Origin of the sequence: Gordonia sp. ALPHA1B1 (assembly GCF_005502615.1) — a bacterium.
Classification (GTDB): domain Bacteria; phylum Actinomycetota; class Actinomycetes; order Mycobacteriales; family Mycobacteriaceae; genus Gordonia; species Gordonia hongkongensis.
Genome location: NZ_SCOC01000008.1, coordinates 138,631 through 163,638, shown reverse-complemented (window position 1 = coordinate 163,638; position 25,008 = coordinate 138,631). Strand labels below are relative to the sequence as shown.

Annotated in this window: 22 protein-coding genes; 9 read left to right on the top strand and 13 right to left on the bottom strand. The window is 69.0% G+C overall.

Features of this window, described 5'->3' with window-relative positions; all coding sequences use genetic code 11:
- Positions 1-26: 26 nt before the first annotated feature.
- Together FFS52_RS07915 and mtr are read left to right on the top strand one after the other, a co-directional pair.
- Positions 27-1,055: an alpha/beta hydrolase gene (locus FFS52_RS07915; RefSeq protein WP_137809357.1), complete on the top strand. Its 1,029-nt coding sequence runs from the start codon at positions 27-29 to the stop codon at positions 1,053-1,055.
- Positions 1,052-2,449: a mycothione reductase gene (gene mtr / locus FFS52_RS07910; RefSeq protein ID WP_137809356.1), complete on the top strand. Its 1,398-nt coding sequence runs from the start codon at positions 1,052-1,054 to the stop codon at positions 2,447-2,449. The genes FFS52_RS07915 and mtr overlap by 4 nt, the downstream gene beginning before the upstream one ends.
- Before the next feature lie 22 nt (positions 2,450-2,471).
- Here the strand turns inward: mtr and FFS52_RS07905 are convergent, their stop codons facing one another.
- Positions 2,472-3,296 carry an alpha/beta hydrolase gene (locus tag FFS52_RS07905; protein WP_058250113.1) on the bottom strand — a complete coding sequence of 275 codons (825 nt, stop codon included), beginning with the start codon at positions 3,294-3,296 and terminating at the stop codon, positions 2,472-2,474.
- Between the two features lie 54 nt (positions 3,297-3,350).
- Positions 3,351-4,910, bottom strand: coding sequence for a cobyric acid synthase (locus FFS52_RS07900; RefSeq protein ID WP_137809375.1), 1,560 nt, complete (start codon positions 4,908-4,910; stop codon positions 3,351-3,353).
- Positions 4,911-5,072: 162 nt separating this feature from the next.
- On the opposite strand from FFS52_RS07900, the gene FFS52_RS07895 reads away from it, so the two are divergent.
- Entirely contained in the window at positions 5,073-7,289 is a 2,217-nt protein-coding gene (locus FFS52_RS07895; RefSeq protein WP_249356190.1) for a protein kinase, read from the top strand.
- A gap of 42 nt (positions 7,290-7,331) precedes the next feature.
- Here FFS52_RS07895 and map read toward each other — a convergent pair whose 3' ends face one another.
- Positions 7,332-8,195, bottom strand: a complete 864-nt coding sequence (map, locus tag FFS52_RS07890) for a type I methionyl aminopeptidase (RefSeq protein ID WP_137809354.1) — start codon at positions 8,193-8,195, stop codon at positions 7,332-7,334.
- Positions 8,196-8,315: 120 nt separating this feature from the next.
- Here map and FFS52_RS07885 point away from each other — a divergent pair, with 120 nt between their 5' ends.
- The 3 genes from FFS52_RS07885 to FFS52_RS07875 are packed head-to-tail and all read left to right on the top strand — an operon-like array spanning position 8,316 to position 11,268.
- Positions 8,316-9,338, top strand: a complete 1,023-nt coding sequence (locus FFS52_RS07885; RefSeq protein ID WP_137809353.1) for an ABC transporter substrate-binding protein — start codon at positions 8,316-8,318, stop codon at positions 9,336-9,338.
- Entirely contained in the window at positions 9,335-10,471 is a 1,137-nt protein-coding gene (locus FFS52_RS07880; RefSeq protein WP_058250109.1) for an iron ABC transporter permease, read from the top strand. The genes FFS52_RS07885 and FFS52_RS07880 overlap by 4 nt, the downstream gene beginning before the upstream one ends.
- The gene (locus FFS52_RS07875; RefSeq protein WP_137809352.1) at positions 10,465-11,268 is read left to right on the top strand and encodes a heme ABC transporter ATP-binding protein; all 804 of its coding nucleotides are present in this window, start codon (positions 10,465-10,467) and stop codon (positions 11,266-11,268) included. Before FFS52_RS07880 ends, FFS52_RS07875 begins: the two co-directional genes overlap by 7 nt.
- A gap of 27 nt (positions 11,269-11,295) precedes the next feature.
- On the opposite strand, the gene FFS52_RS07870 is transcribed toward FFS52_RS07875, so the two are convergent.
- The 5 genes from FFS52_RS07870 to dxr all read right to left on the bottom strand — a co-directional run bounded on the left by FFS52_RS07870 (position 11,296) and on the right by dxr (position 17,779).
- Complete coding sequence (locus tag FFS52_RS07870; RefSeq protein WP_137809351.1) at positions 11,296-13,137, bottom strand: penicillin-binding transpeptidase domain-containing protein; 1,842 nt, start codon at positions 13,135-13,137, stop codon at positions 11,296-11,298.
- A gap of 58 nt (positions 13,138-13,195) precedes the next feature.
- A complete protein-coding gene (locus FFS52_RS07865) occupies positions 13,196-14,032 on the bottom strand; it encodes a GNAT family N-acetyltransferase (RefSeq protein ID WP_065628972.1) in 837 nt (278 codons plus the stop codon).
- 32 nt (positions 14,033-14,064) lie between these two features.
- Positions 14,065-15,252, bottom strand: coding sequence for a flavodoxin-dependent (E)-4-hydroxy-3-methylbut-2-enyl-diphosphate synthase (gene ispG / locus FFS52_RS07860; protein WP_065629080.1), 1,188 nt, complete (start codon positions 15,250-15,252; stop codon positions 14,065-14,067).
- Between the two features lie 70 nt (positions 15,253-15,322).
- On the bottom strand, positions 15,323-16,552 hold the full coding sequence (locus FFS52_RS07855; RefSeq protein WP_065628973.1) for a M50 family metallopeptidase: 1,230 nt from the start codon (positions 16,550-16,552) through the stop codon (positions 15,323-15,325).
- 51 nt (positions 16,553-16,603) lie between these two features.
- Positions 16,604-17,779, bottom strand: a complete 1,176-nt coding sequence (gene dxr / locus FFS52_RS07850; RefSeq protein WP_137809350.1) for a 1-deoxy-D-xylulose-5-phosphate reductoisomerase — start codon at positions 17,777-17,779, stop codon at positions 16,604-16,606.
- 140 nt (positions 17,780-17,919) lie between these two features.
- Here dxr and FFS52_RS07845 point away from each other — a divergent pair, with 140 nt between their 5' ends.
- Positions 17,920-18,222 carry a DUF2631 domain-containing protein gene (locus tag FFS52_RS07845; RefSeq protein ID WP_065628975.1) on the top strand — a complete coding sequence of 101 codons (303 nt, stop codon included), beginning with the start codon at positions 17,920-17,922 and terminating at the stop codon, positions 18,220-18,222.
- A gap of 101 nt (positions 18,223-18,323) precedes the next feature.
- Here the strand turns inward: FFS52_RS07845 and rlmN are convergent, their stop codons facing one another.
- Complete coding sequence (rlmN, locus tag FFS52_RS07840; RefSeq protein ID WP_065628976.1) at positions 18,324-19,430, bottom strand: 23S rRNA (adenine(2503)-C(2))-methyltransferase RlmN; 1,107 nt, start codon at positions 19,428-19,430, stop codon at positions 18,324-18,326.
- Positions 19,431-19,460: 30 nt separating this feature from the next.
- Here rlmN and FFS52_RS07835 point away from each other — a divergent pair, with 30 nt between their 5' ends.
- Positions 19,461-19,868 (top strand): lipopolysaccharide assembly protein LapA domain-containing protein, encoded by a 408-nt coding sequence (locus FFS52_RS07835; RefSeq protein WP_058250101.1) that lies wholly within the window; start codon positions 19,461-19,463, stop codon positions 19,866-19,868.
- A 25-nt stretch (positions 19,869-19,893) separates the two neighbouring features.
- Here FFS52_RS07835 and FFS52_RS07830 read toward each other — a convergent pair whose 3' ends face one another.
- The 4 genes from FFS52_RS07830 to FFS52_RS07815 form a co-directional block, all read right to left on the bottom strand.
- The gene (locus FFS52_RS07830; RefSeq protein ID WP_137809349.1) at positions 19,894-20,745 is read right to left on the bottom strand and encodes a phosphatidate cytidylyltransferase; all 852 of its coding nucleotides are present in this window, start codon (positions 20,743-20,745) and stop codon (positions 19,894-19,896) included.
- Positions 20,742-21,299, bottom strand: coding sequence for a ribosome recycling factor (gene frr / locus FFS52_RS07825; protein ID WP_058250099.1), 558 nt, complete (start codon positions 21,297-21,299; stop codon positions 20,742-20,744). The genes FFS52_RS07830 and frr overlap by 4 nt, the downstream gene beginning before the upstream one ends.
- Positions 21,300-21,355: 56 nt before the next feature.
- A complete protein-coding gene (gene pyrH / locus FFS52_RS07820) occupies positions 21,356-22,090 on the bottom strand; it encodes a UMP kinase (protein WP_058250098.1) in 735 nt (244 codons plus the stop codon).
- A 99-nt stretch (positions 22,091-22,189) separates the two neighbouring features.
- A complete protein-coding gene (locus FFS52_RS07815) occupies positions 22,190-23,221 on the bottom strand; it encodes an alpha/beta hydrolase family protein (protein ID WP_137809348.1) in 1,032 nt (343 codons plus the stop codon).
- Positions 23,222-23,523: 302 nt separating this feature from the next.
- Between FFS52_RS07815 and FFS52_RS07810 the strand changes: the two genes are divergently transcribed.
- Positions 23,524-24,945, top strand: a complete 1,422-nt coding sequence (locus tag FFS52_RS07810; protein WP_065628979.1) for a condensation domain-containing protein — start codon at positions 23,524-23,526, stop codon at positions 24,943-24,945.
- Positions 24,946-25,008: the final 63 nt, after the last annotated feature.

Below are 25,008 nucleotides of genomic sequence, written 5' to 3'. Positions count from 1 at the left end.
CATCCGGGCTGTCCTGACCTGTCACTATGCTGGTCGCCGTGAGCGCATCCGCAGCCGCCGACTGGCAGCCCGACCGATTTCTCGAGGACTACCGGCAACGCGTCCTCCCCCTGGGCCCCGATCCCGACGGTGAATCGCCGATCACCGCGACCCTGGTGCGACGCGCCGAGTCGTCACCCGCGCGCGGCGCCGTGCTCTACGTCCACGGGTTCACCGACTACTTCTTCCACGAGCCGCTCGCCGACTTCTTCGTCGACCGCGGGTACGCGTTCTATGCCGTCGACCTGCGAAAATGCGGGCGATCGCGGCAATCGCACCACACGCCGCACTTCACCACCGACCTCGCGATGTACGACGAAGAGCTCAACGCGTCGCTGCGGATCATCCTCGACGAGCTGGGACCCGACTGCCGGGTCGTGGTGGCCGGGCATTCGACGGGCGGCCTCATCACCGCACTCTGGCTCGACCGGTTGCGGCAGCGCGAGCCGGCGCTGCACGCGGCAGTTGACGGACTCCTGCTCAACTCACCCTGGTTCGATCTGCAGGGCGACGCGGTGCTCCGCACCCTCCCGGTCACGCTGCTCGTCAAGGCGGTTGCCGCCGTCGCGCCGACCAGGGTGATACCGAAGGAACTCTCGCAGGCCTACGGCGAGAGCCTGCACGACAGCGCGCACGGCGAATGGAACTACGACCTGGCGGCGAAACCGCTGGGCGGATTCCCGGTCACCTTCGGTTTCCTCGACGCGGTGCGCAGTGGTCAGCGTCGCCTGCACCGCGGCATCGACGTCGGGGTTCCCGCACTCGTGTTACGTTCGGACAAAACGCATTTCGCCAGGACCTACTCGGCGTCCACCGATCATGCCGATGCCGTCCTCGACGTCACCCACATCGCCCGCTGGAGCGGGTGCCTCGGCGGCCGCGTGACCGCGGTACCCATCCCCGACGCCCGGCACGACGTCTTCCTCTCCGTCGCGCACGCCCGCGAGCACGCCTATCGCGAGGTCGACCACTGGCTGTCCGCCGTCCTCTCAACCGAAAGCGAGAATCCCCTATGACCGCCACGCAGGTCGTCGACCTGGCCATCATCGGCTCCGGCAGCGGCAACGCCATTCCCGATGACCGCTTCGCGGACAAGACCCTCGCGATCTTCGAGGAGGGCGTCTACGGCGGCACCTGCCTCAACGTGGGGTGCATCCCGACCAAGATGTTCGTCTACGCCTCCGAGGTGGCCGAGATCGCCACGCACGGTGCGCGCCTGGGCGTGCACTCGAAGGTGGACTCGGTCGACTGGCCCGGCATCGTCGAGCGCGTGTTCGGCCGCATCGACCCGCTGTCGCAGGGCGGCAAGGAGTACCGGGTCGACCGGTGCGAGAACATCACCGTGTACGACTCCCATGTCGAATTCGACGGCCGCGACGACGACGGCCGGTACCGGTTGGTCACGCGAGACGGCGACACGGTCCTCGCCGACGAGGTCGTGCTCGCCGCCGGATCGCGCGCGGTCATCCCCCAGATCGTCGCCGACTCGGGGGTCACCTACTACACCAACAACGACGTCATGCGTCTTCCCGAGCTGCCCGAACGCCTGATCATCGTCGGGAGCGGTTACATCGCAGCGGAATTCGCACACGTCTTCGGCGCGCTGGGCTCACATGTGTCGATCATCGCGCGCGGCCCGGCTCTGCTCCGGAAGCAGGATGCCGACATCTCCAACCGCTTCACCCAGGTGGCCCGGGAGAAGTGGGACGTGCGGCTGGAGACCACGATCACCGAGGCGGAGGACCTGCCCGACGGCGGTGTGCGGGTCGGGCTCTCCGACGGCGCGACACTCGAGGCCGACGTCCTGCTGATCGCGACCGGCCGGCAGCCGAACGGCGACCGGCTCAACCTCGACTCTGTCGGTATCGAGCTCGACGACGAAGGTCGCGTGCGCTGTGATCAGCACGGTCGCACCGCCGCCCGCGGAGTGTGGACGCTGGGCGACGTCAGCTCGCCGTACCAGCTCAAGCACGTCGCCAACCACGAACAGCGGGTGGTGCAGGCCAATCTCCTGAAAGGCTGGGACGCAACCGATCTGGACGCCTTCGACCACCGGTACGTCCCGGCGGCGGTGTTCACCCACCCGCAGATCGCCGCGGTGGGCCTCACCGAGGACGAGGCTCGCGAGGCCGGCCACGACTTCGCCGTCAAGGTCCAGGCCTATGGCGATGTCGCCTACGGCTGGGCGATGGAGGACACCACCGGATTCTGCAAGCTGATCGCCGAACGCGGCACCGGCCGGCTGCTGGGCGCACACCTCATCGGCCCGCAGGCACCGACGGTCATCCAGCCGGTCATCCAGGCGATGCACTTCGGCCAGACCGCACACGAACTTGCCCGCGACCAGTACTGGATCCACCCGGCGATGCCCGAGGTCCTGGAGAACGCGATCCTCGGCCTGGACATCTGACGGCCAGGCCCTCCGCGCGACCTCAGAAAATCGTTGAGCGCAGGGCGATCTCGCTGGCGAGGGCCGGGGCCGCGCGCTGCGGGATCCAGTGGTCCACGCCCGCGAGTTCGCAGTAGCGGAAGTCGCCGTAGACGTACCGACCGCTGCCCTGCGCCTGTTCGCGACCCAGGGCGGTGTCGGCGTCGCTCCACAGCAGCGTGGTCGGGATCTCGACCGGCGGGCACGCCATCGTCGCCTTGATGTCGCCGGTGAAGTTCGCGCGGTACCAGTTCAGCGCCGCGGTCAGGGCGCCCGGTTCCCGCAGCGGGGCGAGTTCGTCCTCGGAGATCCCCACCGCCCGCAGCTCGGCGGCGTCGTCGGCGAGCAGCCTCTCCTCGGCCCCGTCGGCCACGAAATCGAGGATGTACGAAGAACGTTCACGCTGGTCGCTACCGACGAGAGCGTCGCGCATGGCCGACGGATGCCCGGTGCTGGCGACGACGAGACCGGTGAACCGGTCGGGGTACTTCCCGGCGAGATGCCACGCGACGATGCCGCCCCAGTCGTGCCCGACGAGGATCGCGTAGCCGATGCCGAGGGCGTCGAGAACCCCGATCACATCGGACACGAGGTGGGTGAGCCGGTAGTCGTCCACCCCGGGCGGCCGCGCGCCGGGGCTGTACCCACGTTGATCGATGACCAGCGTCCGCAGCCCCGACTCGTGCAGGCGCGGCAGTACGTCGTCGTAGCAGCTCCCGTTCACCGGGAACCCGTGCAGCAGCAGAACCCACGGACCGGTCTCCGGTCCCCCGATCCGGACGTCGAAGGTGAGGCCGCCCACGGTCACCTGACGTCGGTCGTCGATCATGGTGCGGTCTTCAGTCATGGCGCCCACGATAACCCGTCTCCACGACCCCGGCGTCTACAAGTCCTCGAGGTGGTGACGGATGACCTTGGGGTGGCGCGGCGGCCCCTGTCGGATCAGCCGCATGATGGCGTCGAGGTCGAGGTGCTCGGTGACGAGGTCGGCCATCGCGTCGACCTGTCGTCGACGTACGGCGTCGACGTCGGTGTCGGGCGCCACGCGGAATCCACGGACCCCGGCCTCGGCCGCCACGTCGGCCAGAAGTCGACGCCGGAAGTCGTTGCACGCCAGCAGTCCGTGCCAGTGGGTACCCCGGACCGCCCCCCGCACCGCGCCCTCCGGACCGTGCCGGTCGTCGACGATCCACGAGTTCTCGGCCGATCGGGTCACCCGGCCGTGATGGATCTCGTAGCCGCTGATCGCGACGCCGGACGCCTCGCCGTCGGTCCCGGTCACCTGCCGCACGGTTTTCTCGGCGTGGAACTCGATGTCGAGGTCGAACAACCCCAGCCCGGACACCCGCCCGCGACCGGACTCCACCCGGTCGTCGAGGGTGCGGCCCAGCATCTGGAATCCGCCGCACACGGCGACGATCGGACGTCCGCGGGCTGCGCGTTCGGTGAGCGCCTCCCCCAGACCGCGCGCCCGCAGCCACTCGAGGTCGGTCACGGTGGCGCGGGTGCCGGGCAGTACGACGAGGTCGGCGGCCGCCACCCCGGCCGGATCGTCGACCCAGGTGACGTCGACACCGGGTTCGCAGGCCAGCGCCTCGACATCGGTCGAATTGGAGATCCGCGGCAGGCGGATGGCGGCGACCCGCAATCGGGGTCCTCCGGTCGTGGAGCATTCGGTGAACGAGCGCGGTGGCCCGACCCGCCGCCCGACCGGCGCCGCGAGCGAGTCCTCGGCGTCGAGCCACAGGTCGTCGGCGAAGGGCACCACCCCGAGCGTCGGCCGTCCCGTGATCGCCTCGACCTGCCGAAGTCCCGGCTCGAGGATCGACGGGTCACCACGGAACTTGTTGACCACGAACCCCGCGATCAGCCGCTGATCGGCGTCGTCGAGGACCGCGGTGGTACCGAACAGATGGGCCAGCGACCCGCCGCGGTCGATGTCGGCGACCAGCACCACCGGGAGGTCCGCCGCCTGTGCGAGACCGAGATTCGCGATGTCGTTGGCGCGCAGATTGATCTCCGCGACCGAACCCGCACCTTCACAGATGACGACGTCGAAGTCGCGTTGGAGACCGGCCAACTCGTCGGCGACGACGGCACGCAGCCGCGCCCGCCAGTGCAGGTAGTCGGCGGCCCCGACGTCTCCGGCGGGCCGACCGCGGAGGATCACGTGCGAGCGACGGTCACTGCCCGGTTTCAGCAGCACCGGGTTGAACCTGGTGGAGGGTTCGAGGCCACAGGCGAACGCCTGCAACGCCTGGGCACGACCGATCTCGCCGCCGTCGAGGGTGACCACCGAGTTGTTGGACATGTTCTGCGCCTTGAACGGTGCGACCCGCACACCGGTGCGCCGCAGCGCACGGCACAGCCCGGCGACGATCAGGCTCTTCCCGGCATCGCTGCTGGTACCGCCCACGAGCAATGCGCCACCGAGTCCGTCCACCCGGAACAGACTAGAGGCCGAACCCGAGGCCGCGACCACGGTGGCGTCGTTCACAAGTCCCACCGTTGCGCTCGCGGTCGTGCGGGTCTGGATACAGTGACCCGGACGAACAGGTCGACAGCCGGTCGTTCAGAGTCGAGGGGGTCATCGGACGTGGAGGTCGTGAAGCCCGGGTCCGTGTTCGCCGGATATCGCGTCCTCTCGATGCTCGGGCGAGGCGGCATGGGACAGGTCTGGCTCGTCGAACACCCCACCCTGGGCCGCCGCGAGGCCCTCAAGATCATCTCGCCGAACCCCGCCGATCCCAGTTTCGCCGAGCGGTTCCGCAACGAGGCCCGCACCGCCGCGGCCCTCGATCACCCCGGCATCGTCACGGTCTACACCCACGGCGTGGAGAACGGCAGCCCGTGGTTCTCGATGTCCTACCTCGAAGGCGAGGACCTCGCCGCCGCGTCGGCCCTGCCGGTCGACGACGTGGTGACGGTCGTCGGCAAGGTCGCCGACGCGCTCGACTACGCCCATACCCGGCGCGTCATCCACCGCGACATCAAACCCGCGAACATCGTGGTCGCCCGCGGCCCCGACGGCCGGATCACCCGGGTCACCGTGCTCGACTTCGGCATCGCCCGCCTGATGGACGGCGCGAAGATGACCGCGACCAACCTGTTCGTCGGCACCCTCGCCTACGCCGCACCCGAGATCCTCACCGGCGAACCGGCGATCCCGGCGTCGGACCAGTACGCGCTCGCATGCACGACGTTCCAGCTGCTCACCGGATCGCAGCCCTACCCCGGGCAGACCCCGATGGCCCTGATCGCCGGCCACGTCAACACGCCCGCACCGCGGATCTCCGAGCGCCGCCCCGACCTCGTCCACGTCGATGCCGTGTTCGCGCGCGCCCTCGCCAAGAACCCCGCCGACCGGTTCGCGTCCTGCTCCGAGTTCGCCGCGGCGCTCGCCCGGGCGGTCGAGATCGGGTCGACAGCGCCCTCCGTCGTCGCGGCGCAGGCACCCGGCCGTCCGTTCTCACCACCACCGCCGCCCACCCAGCAGGCGCCGGTGCACCCGGTGGCCCACCGCGCTCAGCCACCCGGCGGTCACCCACCGTTCCCGGCGTACGGTCCCGGCGGACCGCCGCCGGGCCCACCGCCCGGATATGTGACCGGGCCCGGCGGACCCCACGGCCCCGGCCCAGGATCACGGGGAACGGGCTCACGCACCGCGTGGATCGTCGCCGCGGTACTCGGCGTCGTCGTCCTCGTCGTCGGTGTCGTCGGCGCCGCGATCGCCCTCAGCGGATCGGGATCCGATCCCGGGACGGCGCCGGTCGCCGGGTCATCGACGACGGCGCCGAGCAGTTCCGGCGGATCCTCCACCGGCAGCGATGAGTTCGAGTCCATCGCTTCCAGCGGCGACAGCACGTGTGCGGTGCGCGAGGCCGAGCTGTACTGCTGGGGCGACAACGAACGGGGCACGCTGGGCGACGGTACGACCACCGACCGCCCGCGCCCGGTCCCGGTCACCGGCATCTCCGACGTCTCGGCGGTCAGCATGGGCGGCCTCGGCACGACCTGCGCGATCAGTTCCGGAGACCTCTACTGCTGGGGTTACGGGATCGGACCGCCCGCGCAGAACGTGCCGCTGCCGACGAAGGTGTCCGGCCTGTCCCGGGTGTCGGCGGTGTCGGTCGGGCTGACGATCTGCGCGATCAGCGACGGCGACGCCTACTGCTGGCGCAACAACGCGAGCGGCCAGGTCGGCAACGGCAGTACCGGGTCGGTGGACGTGCCCACCCGCGTCGCCGGTCTCTCGGACGTGACCGCCGTGTCCACGTCGCACACCACGAGTTGCGCCATCGCCGGCGGTTCGGCGTACTGCTGGGGCAACAACCGGGAAGGCCAGATCGGCGACGGCACCACACTCGACCGCCTCACCCCGACCCGGGTCCTCGGACTCGACTCGCCCACGTCGATCAGCACGAGCCTGTACTCGACGTGTGCGGTCGCCGGCTCCGGCGGCGTGTTCTGCTGGGGCCAGAACACCAGCGGCCAACTCGGCGACGGTACGGAGCAGAACCGGCGGACCCCGACCCGCATCGACGTCCGCGGGGCCACCGAGGTGTCCACGGCGGCCTATGGCGGATGCGCCGCCGCGGGCAGCTCCGCCTACTGCTGGGGTTCGCGCAGCGACCAGCCGGACAAGAGCCCCGACCGCGTCAACGGACTGTCGGGGGTCACCGAGGTCACCACCGGTTCGGCGAACGTGTGCGCGGTCGCGGACGACGAGATGTACTGCTGGGGCCTCAACGGCCAGGGTCAGCTCGGCAACGGGACGACCACGACGAGCAGCGAACCGCAACCCGTCCGCTTCCCCGCCTGAACGTCTCGGCTGTCGGCCGAACCTCAGTTGTCGGGCCCGATGTCAGTTGTCCGGCACAGTGAGGATCTCGGCGCCGTCGTCGGTGACGACGAGGGTGTGCTCGAACTGCGCGGTCCACCGGCGGTCGGCGGTCACCACGGTCCAGCCGTCGTCCCACATCTCCCACGGCAGTGCGCCGAGGTTGATCATCGGCTCGATGGTGAAGACCATCCCGGGTTCGAGGACCGTGTCGACATTCGGCTCGTCGTAATGCAGCACGATCAGTCCGTTGTGAAAGGTCTCACCGATGCCGTGGCCGGTGAAATCGCGCACGACCGTATAGCCGAACCTGTTCGCGTAGGACTCGATGACCCGACCGATGACATTCAGCTCGCGACCCGGCTTCACGGCCTTGATGGCCCGCTCGGTCGCGATCCGCGTCCGCTCGACGAGATCGGCGGCCTCCTGGTCCACGTCGCCGGCGAGGAAGGTCGCGTTGGTGTCGCCGTGCACGCCGTGGATGTAGGCGGTGACGTCGATGTTGACGATGTCCCCGTCCTCGATCACCGTCGAATCCGGGATGCCGTGGCAGATCACCTCGTTCAGCGAGGTGCAGCACGACTTCGGAAAGTCCTTGTAGCCCAGGGTCGACGGGTAGGCACCGTGGTCGATCATGTACTCGTGCGCGATCGCGTCGAGTTCGTCGGTGGTCACGCCCGGGGCGACGGCCTTGCCCGCCTCGGCGAGTGCGTTGGCCGCGATCTTGCTCGCGATGCGCATCTTCTCGATCGTCTCGGCGGTCTGCACCCAGGGCTCATGGCCCTCGTTCACCGTCGGCTTCCACGCGTATTCGGGACGTTCGATGGAGTCGGGCACGGACCGGATGGGCGACACGATCCCCGGCGTGAGGGCACTGCGAACTGGCATGCGACCAGACTATCCCGGCCCGTCGCGGCGAGGCCCGTGGGCGGACACCGCGGCGAACGTCACTAAGCTCGCCGGGAGGAGCCGATGGGCGGGCATCGGAGTCGACGATGGAGGTGTGCGGTGCGGACCAGGGGGTTACGGGCGGCGCTGGTGATGGTGCTGACCGTGCTGAGCCTGTCGGCGTGCTTCGTCACCCCGATCGAGCAGGAGCGGCACTCGCCGGGCGCCCATCTGCGCGACGGTCCGCAGACCGCGACGCTCGCGGAGTCCGACGTCGCACCCGTCGTCGAGAACCCCACCCCGCGACTCCCCGCCACCGTCGACTCGCTCCGGTACGGGGACGTGACCGTCGACGACGCCGATCGGATCATCGCCGTGGACATCAACGGAACCCTCGGCAACATCGTGTACGCCCTCGGACTCGGGTCCCACGTGGTGGGGCGCGACACGTCCACCGCCTTCCCGTCGGCGAGATCGCTGCCGGTGGTGACCAACCGCGGACACAGCCTCAACGCCGAATCCGTTCTCGCCCTTGACCCGAGCGTCCTGCTCGTCAGCGAGTCCACTGTGCCCACCGCCGCCGTCGACCAGATCCGCGACTCCGGCGTCGCGGTCGTCGTGTTCCCGGCCGCCCGCAATCTGGAGTCGAACGACACCCTGATCCGCTCGGTCGCAGCCGCACTTGGTGTCGCCGATGCCGGCGAGAAGCTCGTCGCCCGGACCGACGCCCAGATCGAGGAGGCGCGCGCGCTGGTCCCGGATCCGTCCGGAGATCCCACCATGGCGTTCCTCTACATCCGCGGACGCAACCTGCTGCTGCTGGCCGGGCCCGGATCGGGTGCCGACGACCTCATCGAGGCGCTCGGCGGCCGGGATGCCGGCGCGGCAGCCGATCTCACCGGCGCGTTCACCGCGATCAGCGCCGAGGCCATGATCACGGCCGACCCGGACGTGATCCTCGTGATGACCCAGGGTGCGGCCACCGTCGGCGGACCCGAGGGAGTGCTGACCCTGCCGGGTGTGGCCGACACCGAGGCCGGCCGCAACGGACGGGTCGTGCAGATGGACGAGAGTCAGATCCTGGCGTTCGGCCCCGAGGTCGGACTGGTGCTGGGTGCGCTGGCGAGGTCGATCTACGCATGACCGACCCAGCGCGGACCACGACGGACCCGGCGACCGAGCCGACTACCCCGTCGGCCGTCGTCGCTCCCCCGGCCGGCACGTCGCATCGGGTCCGTGACCTCACGGTGGTGGCGGTGATGCTGGTCGCCTTGGTCGTGCTCGTCATCGTGTCCGCGGGCACCGGAAAGGTGTCGGTGCCGCCGCTCGAGGTGCTCGGCAGCCTCGCCCACCATTTCCACCTCGATCTCGGACCGCTCCCCTCCCACCCGAACGGCGAAGGCGCGCTGTGGAATGTGCGCTTCCCGCGCATCGTGCTCGGACTGTTCGTCGGAGCCGCGCTCGGCGCCGCGGGTTGCCTCCTGCAGGGAGTGCTGGCGAACCCGCTGGCCGAACCGGGGATCATCGGCGTCTCCTCCGGCGCCGCGGTCGGCGCCTGTCTGATGATCGTGCTCGCCGGCGGGACCGCCGGAGCCGGTGGCGCGGCGGGCAATTGGGCTCTCGCCGGGGCCGCCTTCGTGTTCGGCCTCATCACCGCGGCGGCGGTGTACGTGTTGTCCCTTCGCGACGGGTCGTCGTCGGCGATCATGCTGGTGCTCACCGGTATCGCGGTCAACGCGTTCGCGGCCGGGATCATCGCGTTCCTCACCTTCGTGGCCACCACCGCCGCCCGCGAGCAGATCATCTTCTGGCAGCTCGGCTCGCTCGCCGGACGCACCTGGAGCGAGATCTGGGTCGTCGCACCGCTCGTCGTCGTGGGTGTCGCGGCCTGCCTGTTCCTGGTCTCGAAGCTCGATCTGCTCGCGCTGGGCGACATCCAGGCCGCCTCCCTCGGCGTGAACGTGGAGGCCGTCCGCCGGCAGGCGATCGTGCTCACCGCGGTGCTGACCGCCGCGGCGGTCGCCTTCGCCGGGATCATCGCCTTCGTCGGCCTCATCGTGCCGCACGTGATGCGCCTCATCGTCGGACCGCGCCACGCGATCCTGTTACCCACCAGCGTGATCGGTGGAGCGCTGGTCATCACCGGTGCCGACCTCGCCGCCCGGACGATGCTCGGTGACGCCGACCTCCCGCTCGGCATGTTCACGTCCCTGATCGGTGGCCCGGTCTTCTTCATCCTGTTGCGTCGCAGCCGTCACGCGGGTGCCGGATGGTGACCGAAACCGCCGTGACGACGACCCCGGGCATCCACGCACGAGACGTCTCGGTCGTGCTCGGCGGACGCGAGGTGGTGAGCGAGGTGACCCTCGACGTCTCCCGTGGTGAACTCGTCGCCCTCGTCGGTCCCAACGGATGTGGCAAGTCCACGCTGCTGTCGGCGCTGTCCGGTACCCGCACACCGCAGCGCGGCCACATCGAGGTCGACGGCCGGGACGTCGCGACGACCTCGATGCGCGAACTCGCCCGCCACCGCTCGCTGGTGACCCAGCAGAACCGGGTGGACACCCCCTTCACCGTGTCCCAGGTCGTCGCGATGGGCCGCTACCCGTGGCTGCGGACACCGCGCGCGGCGAACTCCCCCGCCGTGATCGCCGACGCGATGGCACTGTGCGAGCTCGCCGACATCGCCGACCGCCCGTTCGGACAACTCTCCGGCGGCCAGCAGGCACGCGTCTCCCTGGGTCGTGCCCTCGCCCAGGACACCCCCGTCATGATGCTCGACGAGCCGACCGCGGCACTCGACATCCACCATCAGGAGCAGGTTCTCGACATCCTGCGCGTCCACCGCGATGCCGGGAACGCCGTGCTGCTGGTGGTGCACGACCTCACCCTCGCCGCCGCCTACGCCGACCGGGTGGCCGTGATGAAGGACGGCCGGCTGCTCGCGATCGGGCCGACGTCGGAGGTGATGACGGTCGACCTGCTCAGCCACACCTACGACCACCCCGTCGAGGTGATCGAGCATGCCGGGCGACGGGTGATTCTCCCCGTCCGGACACCCGGTAGCGCCTAGAAGATGGTGCGCACTGGTGAGGGCGTCTCAGGAGAGAGGGCGCACCGCGTAGCCCGGACCGAGACCGGCGAAGAAGTCGCGGGTGACGGCCACCGCGTTGTTCGAGTCACCGCCGCCCACGACGAGGGTGGCGAACGCGATGTCGCCGCGGTAGCCGGCGAACCAGGCGTGTGACCCGCCGGCGAACTCCGCCTCACCGGTCTTGCCGAACACCGCACCCTGGCCGTCGATCACCGACGCCGTACCGCTCGTGATGACCTCACGCATCATCGGGCGCAGCTGGGCGTAGACCTCGGGTGCCATCGTGGGCGTCGGTCCCTCGACCTTCGTGGGCTTGTCCAGGATGAGTTGCGGCACCGGGGCCTTCCGACCGTTCGCAACGGTGGCGGCCACCAGGGACAGCCCCAGCGGCGAGACGAGGACCTTGCCCTGCCCGAAGCCGTCCTCACTGCGGGCGACGAGTTCGTTCTCGATCGGCACCGAGCCGGACACGGCCTCGAGGCCGGCGATCTCGTAGTGTTGTCCGACGCCCATCGCGGCCGCGGCGTGCGCGAGATCCGACGGCCCCATCTCGCTGGCGAGTTTGGCGAACGTGGTGTTACAGGACTGCGCGAACGCCCGCAGCATCGACACCGTCCCCAGCGAGAACCCGTCGTAGTTCGGGATCAGGCGCGGACCGATCTGGATGGCGCCGGGACATCCGACGGGGGTGTCGGGGGTGGCCATCCGATGGCTGATGGCGGCCGCGGCGGTCACCATCTTGAAGGTCGACCCGGGTGGGTACAGACCGGTCGTCGCGATGGGCCCCGACCGGTCGGCCGCGGGATTCTGGGCGACCGCGAGGATGCGGCCGGTGGACGGCTGCACGACGACCAGCGCGATCTGGAACCGGTTGGTGGCGTTGACCGCTCGCTGGGCCGCGTTCTGCACCGTCCGCGACAGACTCAACGAGACCGCCGGCGCGGGGTCCGGGTCGTGGTCGGCGAGGACGTCGGCGTCGAGGCCGTTGGGGTTGACCGTCACCACCCGCCAGCCCGCCCGCCCCGACACCTCGGAGTCGACGACCTTCTTGACCTCGGTCAGCAGGGCGGGCGCGAATCTCGGGTCCTCGGGGACCAGTTCGGCCTGTTCGTTGGTCACGACGCCGGGGATCGCCAGTTGGTCGCGCAAGCGGTCGAACTGGTCGTGGGACAGCCGGGCGAGCGGGTACTGCTGCCGGTTCGCGGTGACCTGTTCGATGATCGTCTGCTCGTTGAGCGAGGGACTGAACCGGCGCAGTACCGCGACCGCACCGGTCACCGACTCGGCGACCGACGCGCCCTGTTCGGCGGCGGCGGTCGCATCGAAGTTGACGCCCACGACGGTGCCGTTGACCATCACCTCCGAACCGTCGGACTCGTTGACCGTCGCGCGCGGCGCCTCGACGATCTGGAGCGAAAGGCGTTGATCGGCACCGAGTTTCGGATGGATGTTCGTCGACGCCCAGCGCACCGCCCAGCCGTCGTCGGACCGGCCCATCCGCAGGGTGGCGTCGTAGGCCCAGTCGCGGCCCCGCGGCAGCGCCCAGGTGTAATCGACGTCCACCTCGGCGGTGTCCCCGGTGACGCGGACCCGCCCGGCCTGCGACTCGAGCGCCTCGGCACCCAGTCCGGCCCAGGCCGACTCCATCGCGGACTCCGCGGCAGCGGGTGTGTCGGTCAGCGCCGCCGCGGACGCGACCTCACGATCGGCGTAGGCCTGCAGGAAGCGCTCCGCGGCGCGGCGCGGCCCGTCGTCCTCGGAAGCCGAACAACCGACCGTGGCCACCGTCACGGCAGCACACACCGCGACGATCACCGCCGGGGTCCATCGAGTTCGCATGCGCCACATCGCAGTCGAGTCTAGGGTGGCCCGGCCGGAATCCCGCGACGCCACGCGGGGCGGGCGCTCAGTCGACGAGGACGGTCGCGAAGGTGCCGACCTCGGTGAACCCGATGCGGTCGTACACCGCGCGCGCGGTCACGTTGAAGCTGTTGACGTACAGACTCGGAATGCGGCCGTGAGCGGCGACGGCCTCGGCGACGGCCGCGGTACCACCCAGTCCCAGTCCCTCACCGCGCCGGTCGGGATCCACCCAGACTCCCTGGATCTGGCCGACCCGGCGGGACAGCGAGCCGATCTCGGCCTTGAACACGACGTCGGGGCCGTCGAAGCGAGCGAACACCCGCTGCGCGGTGATGAGCGAGGCGAGGCGCCGACGGTAGGAACGACCGCCGTCGCCGGCCGTCGGATCGACGCCGACCTCGCCGATGAACATGTCGATGGCCGCGGGCATGTACGCGTCGAGGTCGTCGAGGGTCACCAGCCGCACGAGCGGGTCAGCGGGTACCGCTGCACAACACGTGAGGGCGAGCAGTGGTTGCACCGGCCGGACCTCACGCGCCGGACCCCACACCGGCTCGATCTGTTCCCACATCTGCATCACGAGGTCGGCGCGGCCGACAATGGAGGAGCATGCCCGCGGTCCGGCGATGGCGCGGTCGGAGAAGTAGTCGAGATCCTCGGGCGAACCGGTGAGCGGGATCAGGTTGGCGCCGGAGAAGCAGAGGGACGACGCGGGATTCTGCGCGGTCCACAGCTCGCCGCCCAATAGCCGAGGGTTGATCCCGTGCGTCTCGAAGCGGGCCGCGACCATGCACATCGCCACCGGGTCCGAGGTGAGGACACGTTCGACAGCAGCCGCATCACGAGCGCCGAGCGGCTTGTCGCCCAGTAGCTTCAGCAACGCCGCTCCTCCCTCTCGAGCCTGCCGCCGACCTAGGAAACGGTCACCACGGGCGGGCCCACGTGAGTACCGTCTCCAGTTTCTCCTGTTTCCTCGGCGATTCGCAGCGCTTCTTCGATCAAGGTCTCCACGATCTGCGCCTCGGGAACCGTCTTGATGACCTCGCCCTTGACGAAGATCTGCCCCTTGCCGTTCCCGGAGGCCACGCCGAGGTCGGCCTCGCGGGCCTCACCGGGGCCGTTGACGACGCACCCCATCACGGCCACGCGCAGCGGGACCTCCATGCCCTCGAGTCCGGCGGTGACCTCGTCGGCCAGCTTGTAGACGTCGACCTGGGCGCGGCCGCACGACGGGCACGAGACGATCTCGAGTTTGCGCGGGCGGAGATTGAGCGACTGCAGGATCTGGTCGCCGACCTTGATCTCCTCGGCCGGCGGGGCCGACAGGGACACCCGGATGGTGTCGCCGATGCCCTCGCTGAGCAGCGCGCCGAAGGCGACGGCGGACTTGATCGTGCCCTGGAAGGCGGGCCCGGCCTCGGTGACCCCGAGGTGCAGCGGGTAGTCACAGGCGGCGGCGAGCTGGCGGTAGGCCTCCACCATGATCACCGGGTCGTTGTGTTTCACCGAGATCTTGATGTCGCCGAAGCCGTGCTCCTCGAACAGCCCGGCCTCCCACAGCGCCGACTCGACGAGCGCCTCCGGGGTCGCCTTGCCGTACTTCTGCAGGATCCGCTTGTCGAGGGACCCGGCGTTGACGCCGATCCGGATCGGGATCCCGGCGTCACCGGCTGCCTTGGCGACCTCCTTGACCCGGCCGTCGAACTCCTTGATGTTGCCCGGGTTGACGCGCACGGCGGCACAGCCGGCGTCGATCGCGGCGAAGATGTACTTCGGCTGGAAGTGGATGTCGGCGATCACCGGGATCTTGGACTTCTTGGCGATGATCGGCAGCGCCTCGGCGTCTTCGGGACGCGGGCACGCGACGCGCACGATGTCGCACCCCGAGGCCGTCAACTCCGCGATCTGCTGCAGCGTGGCATTGATGTCGTGGGTCTTGGTGGTCGTCATCGACTGCACCGAGATCGGGTGGTCGCTGCCGACGCCGACCGAGCCGACGAAGAACTGCCGGGTCTTCCGACGCGGGGCGAGCACCGGCGGTGGTCCGGCGGGCATGCCGAGTCCGATCGGCACAGCGGTCGCGGGAGTCGGGGCGTTCATCTCGTTCACCTCTGGGGGTTTCGGTTCTCTGGTGGTATTCGGCGCCAGACGGCGACCCGGATCGTCCGGGTCACTGCCACGGGTTGATCGGGTTGATGATGTCGGCGGTGAGCGTGAGCACCATGAAGCCGGCCATGATCACCACGGCGGCGTAGGTGATCGGGAGCAGTTTGTAGTAGTCGACGGCCCCACCCGGTGCCCGGCCGAACCAGCGCCGCACGGTGTCGCGGCCCTTCTCGTAGCCCACGATCGCCATGTGGCCGCCGTCGAGCGGGAGGAGCGGGACCAGGTTGAACAGTCCCAGGAAGAAGTTGATGCTGATCAGGAGCATCCAGAACATGTCCCACAGACCACGCTCGACGGCCTGACCGCCGAGCACCGAGGCGCCGTACACGCTGACCGGGGTGTCGAGGGCGCGCTCACCGCCGGTGACCGCCGTCCACAGCGCACCGATCTTCGACGGCAGGGACAGCAGCGCGTTCCAGGTCTCGACCGCCAGTTCGCCGGTGAATCCGATCGCGCCGGGCACGATCTCGAGGCCGCTGTAGGTGATGACGTTCGGCGGGACGTCGTAGGCGATGCCGACCATGTTGTAGGTCTGGGTCTCGGAGGTGCCGTCGGCGTTCGTCGCCGTCACAGTGGTGGGCTCGGGGGTCATCGTCAGGTCGAGTCGCTGACCGTCGCGGTCGACCGTCAGCGCGACCGGGCCGCTGGACTCGCGGATCACCGGGGTCAGATCCGACGCCTGCCCGACCGGCTGACCGTTGATCGCCACGATGTCGTCACCGGGGAGCAGCCCGGCGGCGCCCGCCGGGCCGGTGCCGGTGCAGGGCGCGTCGGTCTGCTTGTTGCCTTCGATGGTGATCGTCGACGGGACGCACTGGGTCTCGCCGACGGTTGCCGGAGTCGGGCCGGGGTTGAGATTGGGCAGGCCGAACGTCAGTCCGACGATGATGATGAGGACGAAACCGAGGAGGAAGTTCTGGGCCGGTCCGGCGAACAGCACGACCAGGCGTTTCCAGGCCTTCTGCTTGTACATCGCCCGGTCCTTCTCGTCCCAGGCGAGTTCCTCGTGGGGGGTCATCCCGGCGATGTCGCAGAAACCGCCGAGCGGCAGCGCCTTGATCCCGTACTCGGTCTCGCCGCGCCGGGTGGACCAGATCGTGGGACCGAAGCCGACGAAGTACCGCCGGACCTTCATGCCCGTCGCCTGCGCGGCCCACATGTGGCCGCACTCATGCCAGGCGACCGACAGCAACAGCGCCACGGCGAACAGCGTGACGCCGATCGCGAAACTCACGTACCTACTCCATCCGGATCACGGGGCGTACCCGCTCACGAGGGCCGCCGATCAGACGGATGCGGCCGCGACCAGCTGCGCAGCGCGATCCCGGGCCCACCGATCGGCGGCGAAGACCTCTTCCACAGTACCTGGCGTTCGGTGCCACTGATCTGCCTCGCCGAGCACCTCCTCGATGACCTCGACGATGCGTGGGAACCGGATCGCACCTGCGAAGAACCCGGCTGCGGCGGCCTCGTTGGCGGCGTTGTACACGGCCGTCAGGCTGCCTCCCGACGCACCGGCGCGTCGAGCCAGCTCGATCGCCGGGAACACCGCGTCGTCGACAGGCTCGAATGTCCACGACGACGCAGTCGAGAAGTCGCAGGCCGTCGACGATCCGGGCACCCGGTCCGGCCATCCCAGGGCCAGGGCGATGGGCAACTTCATCGACGGCGGTGAGGCCTTCGCCACCGTCGCCCCGTCGACGAAGGTCACCATCGAGTGCACGATCGACTGCGGGTGGACGGTGACGTCGATGTGGTCGTAGTCCACGTCGAACAGCAGGTGCGCCTCGATGACCTCGAGGGCCTTGTTGACCAGGGTCGCGGAGTTGAGCGTGATCATCGGGCCCATCGACCACGTGGGATGTCGGCCGGCCTGCTCGGGCGTGACGTCCTCGAGTTGCGCACGGGTCCATCCGCGGAACGGGCCACCCGACGCGGTGAGGACCAGTCGGTCCACCTCGGCGGCCGTCCCCGCGCGCAGACACTGTGCGATCGCGGAATGCTCGGAGTCGACCGGGACGATCTGCCCGGGCGCAGCGGCGTCGAGGACCAGTGCCCCGCCCGCGACGAGTGATTCCTTGTTGGCCAGCGCGAGCCGGGCACCCGATCGGAGTGCGGCGAGACTGGGCGCCAGGCCGATCGAGCCGACGACGGCGTTGAGGATCACATCCACCCCGGTGTCCGCGGCGACGGCGTCGATCAGGTCGCACATCGCGTCGGCACCGCCGAGGACCCGGTCGCCGAGGCGTTCGGTGAGCTCGTCCGCCCGCGTGGCGTCCGCGACGGCGATTCGCGAGGCCGGCACGCCGAAAGCGGCGGCCTGATCGGCGAGCAGATCGGGATTCGACCCGCCGGCACCCAGACCGGCGACCTCGAAGCGATCCGGGTGCTCGGCGATCACCTCGAGAGCCTGGACGCCGATGGAACCGGTGGAGCCGAGAATCAGCACGCGTGTGGGCACGCACCCATTCTGGACCATCCTCGTCGACGAACCGCCGCCGGTGACACCGGACCGACCTGCGGGCGGGGGGTACCGCTATGCTGCTCGGAGAACTACTACCGATCGTCAGACATCTGACGTCCGCGCTGTGAGGAGTGGCTGTGGCAAGCACCGATGTTGAGCACACTGTGGGGCACGGCGATGGAGGGCATGGCGAAGTCGAGGTCATCGACACCGGCTGGCGTCGCGAGCCCGCCGATGCCCCGTCCGCCCGGTTCGGCTGGCACGGAGCGGCAACCAAGACCTTCTACGGTGCGGCCATCTTCTTCGCACTGTTCCTACTCGCGATGATCATCGGCAACCACACCGGACGCATCGAGGACCTGTATCTCATCGCCTTCGCCGCGGGCACCCTGTTCTTCGCCGTGCGCGGATGGTGGATGAACCGCGGAAAGTGGTCCTGACCGGCCACCTCGCCACATCTACGACAAACGCCGAGCGGTGATCCGCTCGGCGTTTGTCGTCTGCGCCGTCTGAGCCGGTCCCTGTCCGGCACATCGAGGTCTCAGCGCTCTTCGGCCGCCAGCTGTCCACAGGCGGCGGCGATCTCCTGCCCGCGCGTGTCGCGAACGGTGCACGAGACTCCCTGCTCGCGGACCCGGCGGACGAACTCGCGTTCGACCGGTTTGGGACTGGCGTCCCATTCCGAACCCGGCGTCGGGTTCAGCGGGATGAGATTCACATGAACGAGTGACCCGAGGGCCCGGTGCAGCTTCTCCCCCAGCAGGTCGGCCCGCCAGGGCTGGTCGTTGACGTCCCGGATGAGTGCGTACTCGATGGAGACGCGCCGTCCGGTGGTGTCGGCGTAGTAGCGGGCCGCCTCGAGCACCTCGGCGACCGACCACCGGTTGTTGACCGGGACGAGGGTGTCGCGCAGTTCGTCGTCGGGCGTGTGAAGCGAGACGGCGAGCGTCACCGCGAGCCCCTCGTCAGCGAGACGGCGGATCGACGGCGCGAGACCGACGGTCGACACGGTCACCGAGCGGGCGGAGATCCCGAGGCCCTCCGGCGCCGGCGATGTGATCTGCCGGACGGCGCTGACCACGCGCTTGTAGTTGGCCAGCGGCTCACCCATTCCCATGAACACGACGTTCGAAAGGCGTCCGGGCTCGCCGAGTTCCCCGTCGCGCAGCGCGCGGGCCGCGGCCCGCACCTGATCGACGATCTCGGCGGTCGACAGGTTGCGGTCCAGTCCGCCCTGCCCGGTGGCACAGAACGGGCAGGCCATGCCGCAGCCCGCCTGGCTCGAGATGCACAGCGTGTTGCGATCGGTGTAGCGCATGAGGACGCTCTCGAGGAGCGTGCCGTCGTGCAGGCGCCAGAGCGTCTTGCGGGTGGAGTCGTCGTCGCAGGAGATGTGCCGGACCGGGGTGAGCAGCTGCGGGAAGAGCTTGTCCCGCACCGATTCGCGCGACGCCGCCGGCAGATCCGTCATCTCGTCGACGTCACCGTTGAGGCGCGCATAGTACTGGCGGGCCAGTTGATCGGCCCGGAACTTCGGCAGCCCCAGGTCGGCCAGCGCCGCGACGCGACCGGCGGGGTCGAGGTCGGCGAAGTGTGTCGGCGGCCGCCCACGCTTGGGCGCGTCGAACACAAGTGGCAATGAGGTCATTTCGCCATTGTCGCATGTCATGATGAAGTGATGACGACACCCGAGGACCGACGGCACACGGGTTCGGTACCGGCGTGGGGCGAACAGCCCGCCGGGTCACCGCCACCGGCGACCGGTCACGCGCACACCCCGGAGCAGCACGCCCCTGACCCGGACCATCGCGATCGTCTCCGCCGCACGGTCGCCGACGTGGAGCACACGCGGACGCGCGCCACCTGGTTCGGCGTGGTGATCGGCGCGATCATCCTGGTCCTGTTGCTCGTCTTCATCGTGCAGAACCTCCAGTCGCAGACCATCGACTTGCTGTTCTGGGAGGTCAACCTGCCCCTCGGGGTCAGCCTGCTGATCGCGGCCATCGCCGGTGCACTGGTCGTCGCGCTCGTGGGCGGCCTGCGGATGCTGCAACTGCGGCGCGCGCTGAAGAAGGCAGCCAAGTAGCGTCCGGCGGCGCGGTGGCGCGTGCTCAGAGCAGCGCGGTGAGCACGACCCACACCACGAACGCCGACGGCAGCAGGCTGTCGAGCCGATCCATGATGCCACCGTGGCCGGGCAGCAGCGTGCCCATGTCCTTGATCCCGAGATCGCGCTTCACCTGGGATTCGACGAGATCGCCGAGGGTCGCGCAAACCACCAGGACCGGCCCCAGGATGATGCCGATCCACCAGTGGCTCTCGAGCAGGAACACCACGCAGCCGACGGCACCGACAGTGCCGACGACGAGCGAGCCCACCATGCCTTCCCAGGACTTCTTCGGACTGATCGCCGGCGCCATCGGGTGCTTGCCGAACATCACGCCCGCGGCATAGCCGCCGACGTCGGAGCACACCACCACGACCATCAGCGTGGCCACTCTGGCAGCCCCGTCGTCCTGTACCACCAGGTGGGCGCCGAACGACGCGAGCAGTGGCAACCACGCCAGCACGAACACGGTGACGGCGAGGTCGCGGAGGTAGTTGACCGGCGCCTTGTCGATGCCCTGCCCGAGGAGCTTCCACACCATCGACACCAGGGCCGTCGCCACGAAGGCGACGAGGGCTCCGGTCGGACCCCAGGGCCAGCTCGCCCAGATGATGGCCTGGCCACCGATGAGCAGCGGCCAGAGGGCGACGTCGTAGCCACCGGTGCGGAGACGTTTGATGACCTCCCAGGTGGCGACCGCGAACGCGACCGCCACGAGGCCGTACCAGACCTTCGGGACGAAGATCAGGATCGCGATGATGCTGATACCGAGTGTGCCGCCGACCGCGATCGCGGCCGGCAGGTCGCGGCCGGCGCGCGACTTCTTCTCATCGCCCCGTTGCGGAACCCCGTTCACACCTCGAGCAATTCGTCTTCTTTGTGCTTGACCAAGTCGTCGATCTGGTGCACGTAGGTCGCCGTGGTCTTGTCCAGTTCCTTCTCGGCGCGCGACACCTCGTCCTCGCCGGCCTCGCCGTCCTTCTGGATGCGCTTGAGCTCGTCGGCGGCCTTGCGGCGCACGTTGCGGATCGCCACCTTCGCGTCCTCACCCTTGCCTTTGGCCTGCTTGACCAGATCGCGGCGACGCTCCTCGGTGAGCTGCGGGACGGCGACCCGGATGATCGTGCCGTCGTTGGTCGGATTGACCCCGAGGTCGGAGTTGCGGATCGCGGTCTCGATGTCGCGCAGCGTCGACGCCTCATACGGCTTGATCACGACGAGTCGCGGTTCGGGCGTGTTGATGCTCGCGACCTGGGTCACGGGGGTCATCGAGCCGTAGTACTCGATGTTGACCTTGTTGAACATGGCCGGGTTCGCCCGCCCGGTGCGGATGGAGCCCATGTCCTCCTTGGCGACGTTGACCGCCTTCTCCATCTTCTCCTCGGCGTCGAGCAACGCGTCGTCGATCATCTTCGTCCTTGTTCCGTTCGGTCGGTGTTCTCGTCGATCTCGGGTCAGTCGCCGGGTCAGGTGCTGACCAGGGTGCCGATGCGGTCGCCTGCGACCGCACGGGCGATATTGCCCTGCTGGAGCAAATTGAACACCAAGATCGGCATCTTGTTGTCCATACACAGGCTGAAGGCCGTCGCGTCGGCGACCTTGAGCTCCTTGTCGAGCACCTCGCGGTGAGTGATCTCGGTGAAGAGGGTGGCGTCGGGGTTGGTGCGCGGGTCGGCGTCGTACACGCCGTCGACCGCCTTGGCCATCAGGACCACCTCGGCCTTGATCTCCAGCGCACGCTGGGCCGCGGTGGTGTCGGTGGAGAAGTACGGCATCCCCATGCCGGCGCCGAAGATGACGACGCGGCCCTTCTCCAGGTGCCGCTGGGCACGCAACGGGAGATACGGCTCGGCGACCTGCCCCATCGTGATGGCGGTCTGCACCCGGGTCGAGATCCCGCGCTTCTCCAGGAAATCTTGCAGCGCAAGGCAATTCATGACCGTGCCGAGCATGCCCATGTAGTCCGAGCGGCTTCGGTCGAGCCCTCGTTGCTGGAGTTCGGCGCCGCGGAAGAAGTTGCCGCCGCCGATCACGACGGCGACCTGGACACCGGAATTGACGACGTCGGCGATCTGGTCGGCGACGGTACCCACGACGTCGGGGTCGAGCCCGACTTCGCCGCCACCGAACATCTCGCCGCCCAACTTCAGCAAGACCCTACGGAATCCATCCCGCCGGATGGGGTCGGACGCTTCACTCATCGGCTTCCTCACTCGTCGGTTCGGTGAACTATCGTACGTCGTCACCGGAACCGACCCGCGATACGCGTCGTGCGCGCCGCGCGAGGGTGCCCTGGGGATTCAGCCGCGTAGGGCCGCCTCGAACTGCGGCCAGGCACGATGCAGTTCGTCCTGCCAGTACGGCCACGCATGGGTCCCGCCCTCGTAGAGGTGGAACGTCGCCGGCACACCGATGTCGCGCATCCGCCGCTGGAGGTTCCTCGTGCACTGCGCCGTGGCGGTCTCGATCACCGCCCCGACCGCGATCTGGTCGAACAGCTTGGAGCCGTTACCCTCGATGCCGGGGCCGTCGAGGGTGTCGTACCGGCCCGGCATCCCGGATCCGTTCGAGACGTAGATCGACATACCCCGGAACGCCTCGGCATGCAGGTACGGATCGTTGGCACGCCACGCGGGGTCATCGGGCGGTCCCCACATGTTCAGGGTGTTCGCACCGCCGCGGCCCTCGACGACCATCCGGACGACGGCCTGTCCGAGTGGATCGCTGGTCTGGGCGCAGCCACTGAACGAGCCGATCGCCTGATAGACCGACGGCGCATGCAGGGCCAGCTGGAACACCGACGTGCCCGCCATCGAGATCCCGGCGATCGCATTGCGTCCGGTGCCGTCGAAGCGCTGGTCGATCGTTGCCGGCAACTCCTCGGTGAGGAAGGTCGCCCACTTCTGCCGCCCCAGCACGGGGTCGGACCGCTGCCAGTCGGTGAAGTAGCTCGCCGCGCCGCCCATCGGGACGACGACGTTGACGTTCTCTTCGGCGAAGAAGGTCCGGATGTCGGTCCGGTCGAACCAACTGCTCCCACCTTCCCCGCCGGCCGCGCCGTTGAGGAGGTAGAGCGTCGGGGCGGGCCCCTGTCCGCGGGCCGGCCACACCTTGACCGGGACCACCCGACGCATCGCCACCGACCGGACGGCGACCTCGATCTCACCCCCGCGCTGTACCGTCTCGCCGACGATGCGAGCGGGCGCGGGTGTCGCGGCGGCGGGCGCCGCCAGCCCGAGTGTCGCAGCGAGCAGCGCGATCACGACGGTCGCGGTCCGCACCGTCATGTGCAGGTTCCCCGGTCGGTCCCTGTTGGCAGACCCGTCGTCCATACCCCTCGCCTTCATTCGGGTGCGACCGGCGTCACACGCGTAACCCCGGCAGTGTGCCCGACGCGCCGCCCGATGTCCACATGGGTCAATCGTCCAGCACCGCAACGGCATTCGATGAGACAGAGAGACAGGGACTGATACAACGTCTCATCGCACCACGGTTGTCCCGTTTCCCCGGCCGTCGAGGTTACCGTGCGGTAGGGTGCGTCCCGGTCGGCCGCTCCACCGTCGGGGACACCTCGGACATCTTTCGTGCGTCGGTCGCCGGATCCACTTTCCCGCAGGCGAATCGAGGAGCACACATGATGAAGTTCGGCCTCATCGAGGAATGGGAGCCCCGTCCCGGTCACCTGACCAGCTGGGTGGCCTCCCTCGCTTCGGTGACAAATGCCGATCGGGCTCCTGTGCATCCCTCCCCACCGTCCCACCAGCAGGAGGAGTACCTGCGTGTGGCGTGGCGCAACGAGTCCGCGGGGTTCCGTTTCGCGCGGCTCTGCCTGATGGCGTTCGACGTCTCGGCCCCACTCGACGTGTCCGCCATGACGAGCGCGGTCAACGAGTTCGTGCGGCGCCACGACAGTTTCCGGTCGTGGTTCTCGATGGAGGACGACGGTTCGGTCCTCCGCCATCTCGTGCCCCCGGAGGCCGTCGAACTCATTCCGGTCGTATACGGAGACCGCGACGCCCCGCAGCTGCGGACGCACGTGCAGGACGAGACCTCGGGGCCGTTCAACTGGGACTGCTTCACCTTCGGCGCCATCGAGTGGGAAGGCGGGTTCACCCTCTACGCCGCGGCCGACCATCTCAACACCGACGGGATCTCCCAGGCCATCACCTGCGTGGACCTGCTGACCCTCTACATGAATGCGGCCTTCGGCGGCGACGCCGAGCTGCCCCCGGTCGGCAGCTATCTCGACTACTGCGCGCGCGAACGCGCCGTGTCGCGTCAGTTGACCCGTCGTTCACCGCATGTCCAGCGCTGGATCGACCTGGTGCAGGCCAACGGCGGACGACTACCCGGTTTCCCGTTGCCGCTCGGCACCGGCGCGCAGACCTACACGCGCAGCGCGATCGTGAACTCGACCCTGTTCGACGAGCCGACCGCCGCGCGCTTCGAGCAGATCTGTCGCGATCTGGGCGCCAACATGATTGCCGGGATCATGACGGCGGCCGCCCTCGTGTACGCCGAATTCACCGGTCGAAGTGAGTATTTCGGGATGACGCCGAAGAGCACGAGATCGGGCGCCGCGGAGTTGAAGTCGGTGGGCTGGTTCACGAGCCTGATCCCCGTTCCTCTCACCGTCGACGACGACACCACGTTCCGCTCCCTGGCGCCGGAGGCTGCGCGCAGCTACGAGTCCGGAAAAGAACTGACCGACATCTCGTTTCACCGGGTTCTCGAACTCGTGGAACCCGCCGACGAGATCGCGGTCCGGTCCGGCTGGGCGGTGCCGATGGTGTCCTACATCGACGTCCGCAAACTACCCGGTGTCGAGATCTTCGAAGCCGGGAACGGGTGCCTCTTCGGCAATCGCGGTAGCAGCGAAGAGGTGTACATGTGGGTCAATCGGTTCTCCGGCCAGACCTCGATCACGTTGCTGTACCCCGACACCGAGATCGCGCGCGAGTCCGTCACGCAGTATGTCGAACGATTCGTCGCGGTGATGTCCGCGGTTGCCGACCTGGGCGACTACCGACCCTCGCTGCCGGCACTCGCACCGTGACCGCCGGCCCCGCGGCGGGCCGGGAGGCGACGGGCGCTCTGCGCGATCGTCCGGGGGCCTGGG

What these genes read in the sequence shown, in the direction of transcription:
- map (WP_137809354.1), bottom strand. Translation starts at nt 8,195, where the DNA reads ATGCCAGTTCGCAGTGCCCTCACGCCGGGGATCGTGTCGCCCATCCGG.
- rlmN (WP_065628976.1), bottom strand. Translation starts at nt 19,430, where the DNA reads ATGACCTCATTGCCACTTGTGTTCGACGCGCCCAAGCGTGGGCGGCCG.
- FFS52_RS07815 (WP_137809348.1), bottom strand. Translation starts at nt 23,221, where the DNA reads ATGGACGACGGGTCTGCCAACAGGGACCGACCGGGGAACCTGCACATG.
- FFS52_RS07835 (WP_058250101.1), top strand. Translation starts at nt 19,461, where the DNA reads ATGACGACACCCGAGGACCGACGGCACACGGGTTCGGTACCGGCGTGG.
- FFS52_RS07880 (WP_058250109.1), top strand. Translation starts at nt 9,335, where the DNA reads ATGACCGACCCAGCGCGGACCACGACGGACCCGGCGACCGAGCCGACT.
- FFS52_RS07870 (WP_137809351.1), bottom strand. Translation starts at nt 13,137, where the DNA reads ATGTGGCGCATGCGAACTCGATGGACCCCGGCGGTGATCGTCGCGGTG.
- ispG (WP_065629080.1), bottom strand. Translation starts at nt 15,252, where the DNA reads ATGAACGCCCCGACTCCCGCGACCGCTGTGCCGATCGGACTCGGCATG.
- FFS52_RS07875 (WP_137809352.1), top strand. Translation starts at nt 10,465, where the DNA reads ATGGTGACCGAAACCGCCGTGACGACGACCCCGGGCATCCACGCACGA.
- frr (WP_058250099.1), bottom strand. Translation starts at nt 21,299, where the DNA reads ATGATCGACGACGCGTTGCTCGACGCCGAGGAGAAGATGGAGAAGGCG.
- FFS52_RS07905 (WP_058250113.1), bottom strand. Translation starts at nt 3,296, where the DNA reads ATGATCGACGACCGACGTCAGGTGACCGTGGGCGGCCTCACCTTCGAC.
- FFS52_RS07915 (WP_137809357.1), top strand. Translation starts at nt 27, where the DNA reads ATGCTGGTCGCCGTGAGCGCATCCGCAGCCGCCGACTGGCAGCCCGAC.
- mtr (WP_137809356.1), top strand. Translation starts at nt 1,052, where the DNA reads ATGACCGCCACGCAGGTCGTCGACCTGGCCATCATCGGCTCCGGCAGC.
- FFS52_RS07810 (WP_065628979.1), top strand. Translation starts at nt 23,524, where the DNA reads ATGATGAAGTTCGGCCTCATCGAGGAATGGGAGCCCCGTCCCGGTCAC.
- pyrH (WP_058250098.1), bottom strand. Translation starts at nt 22,090, where the DNA reads ATGAGTGAAGCGTCCGACCCCATCCGGCGGGATGGATTCCGTAGGGTC.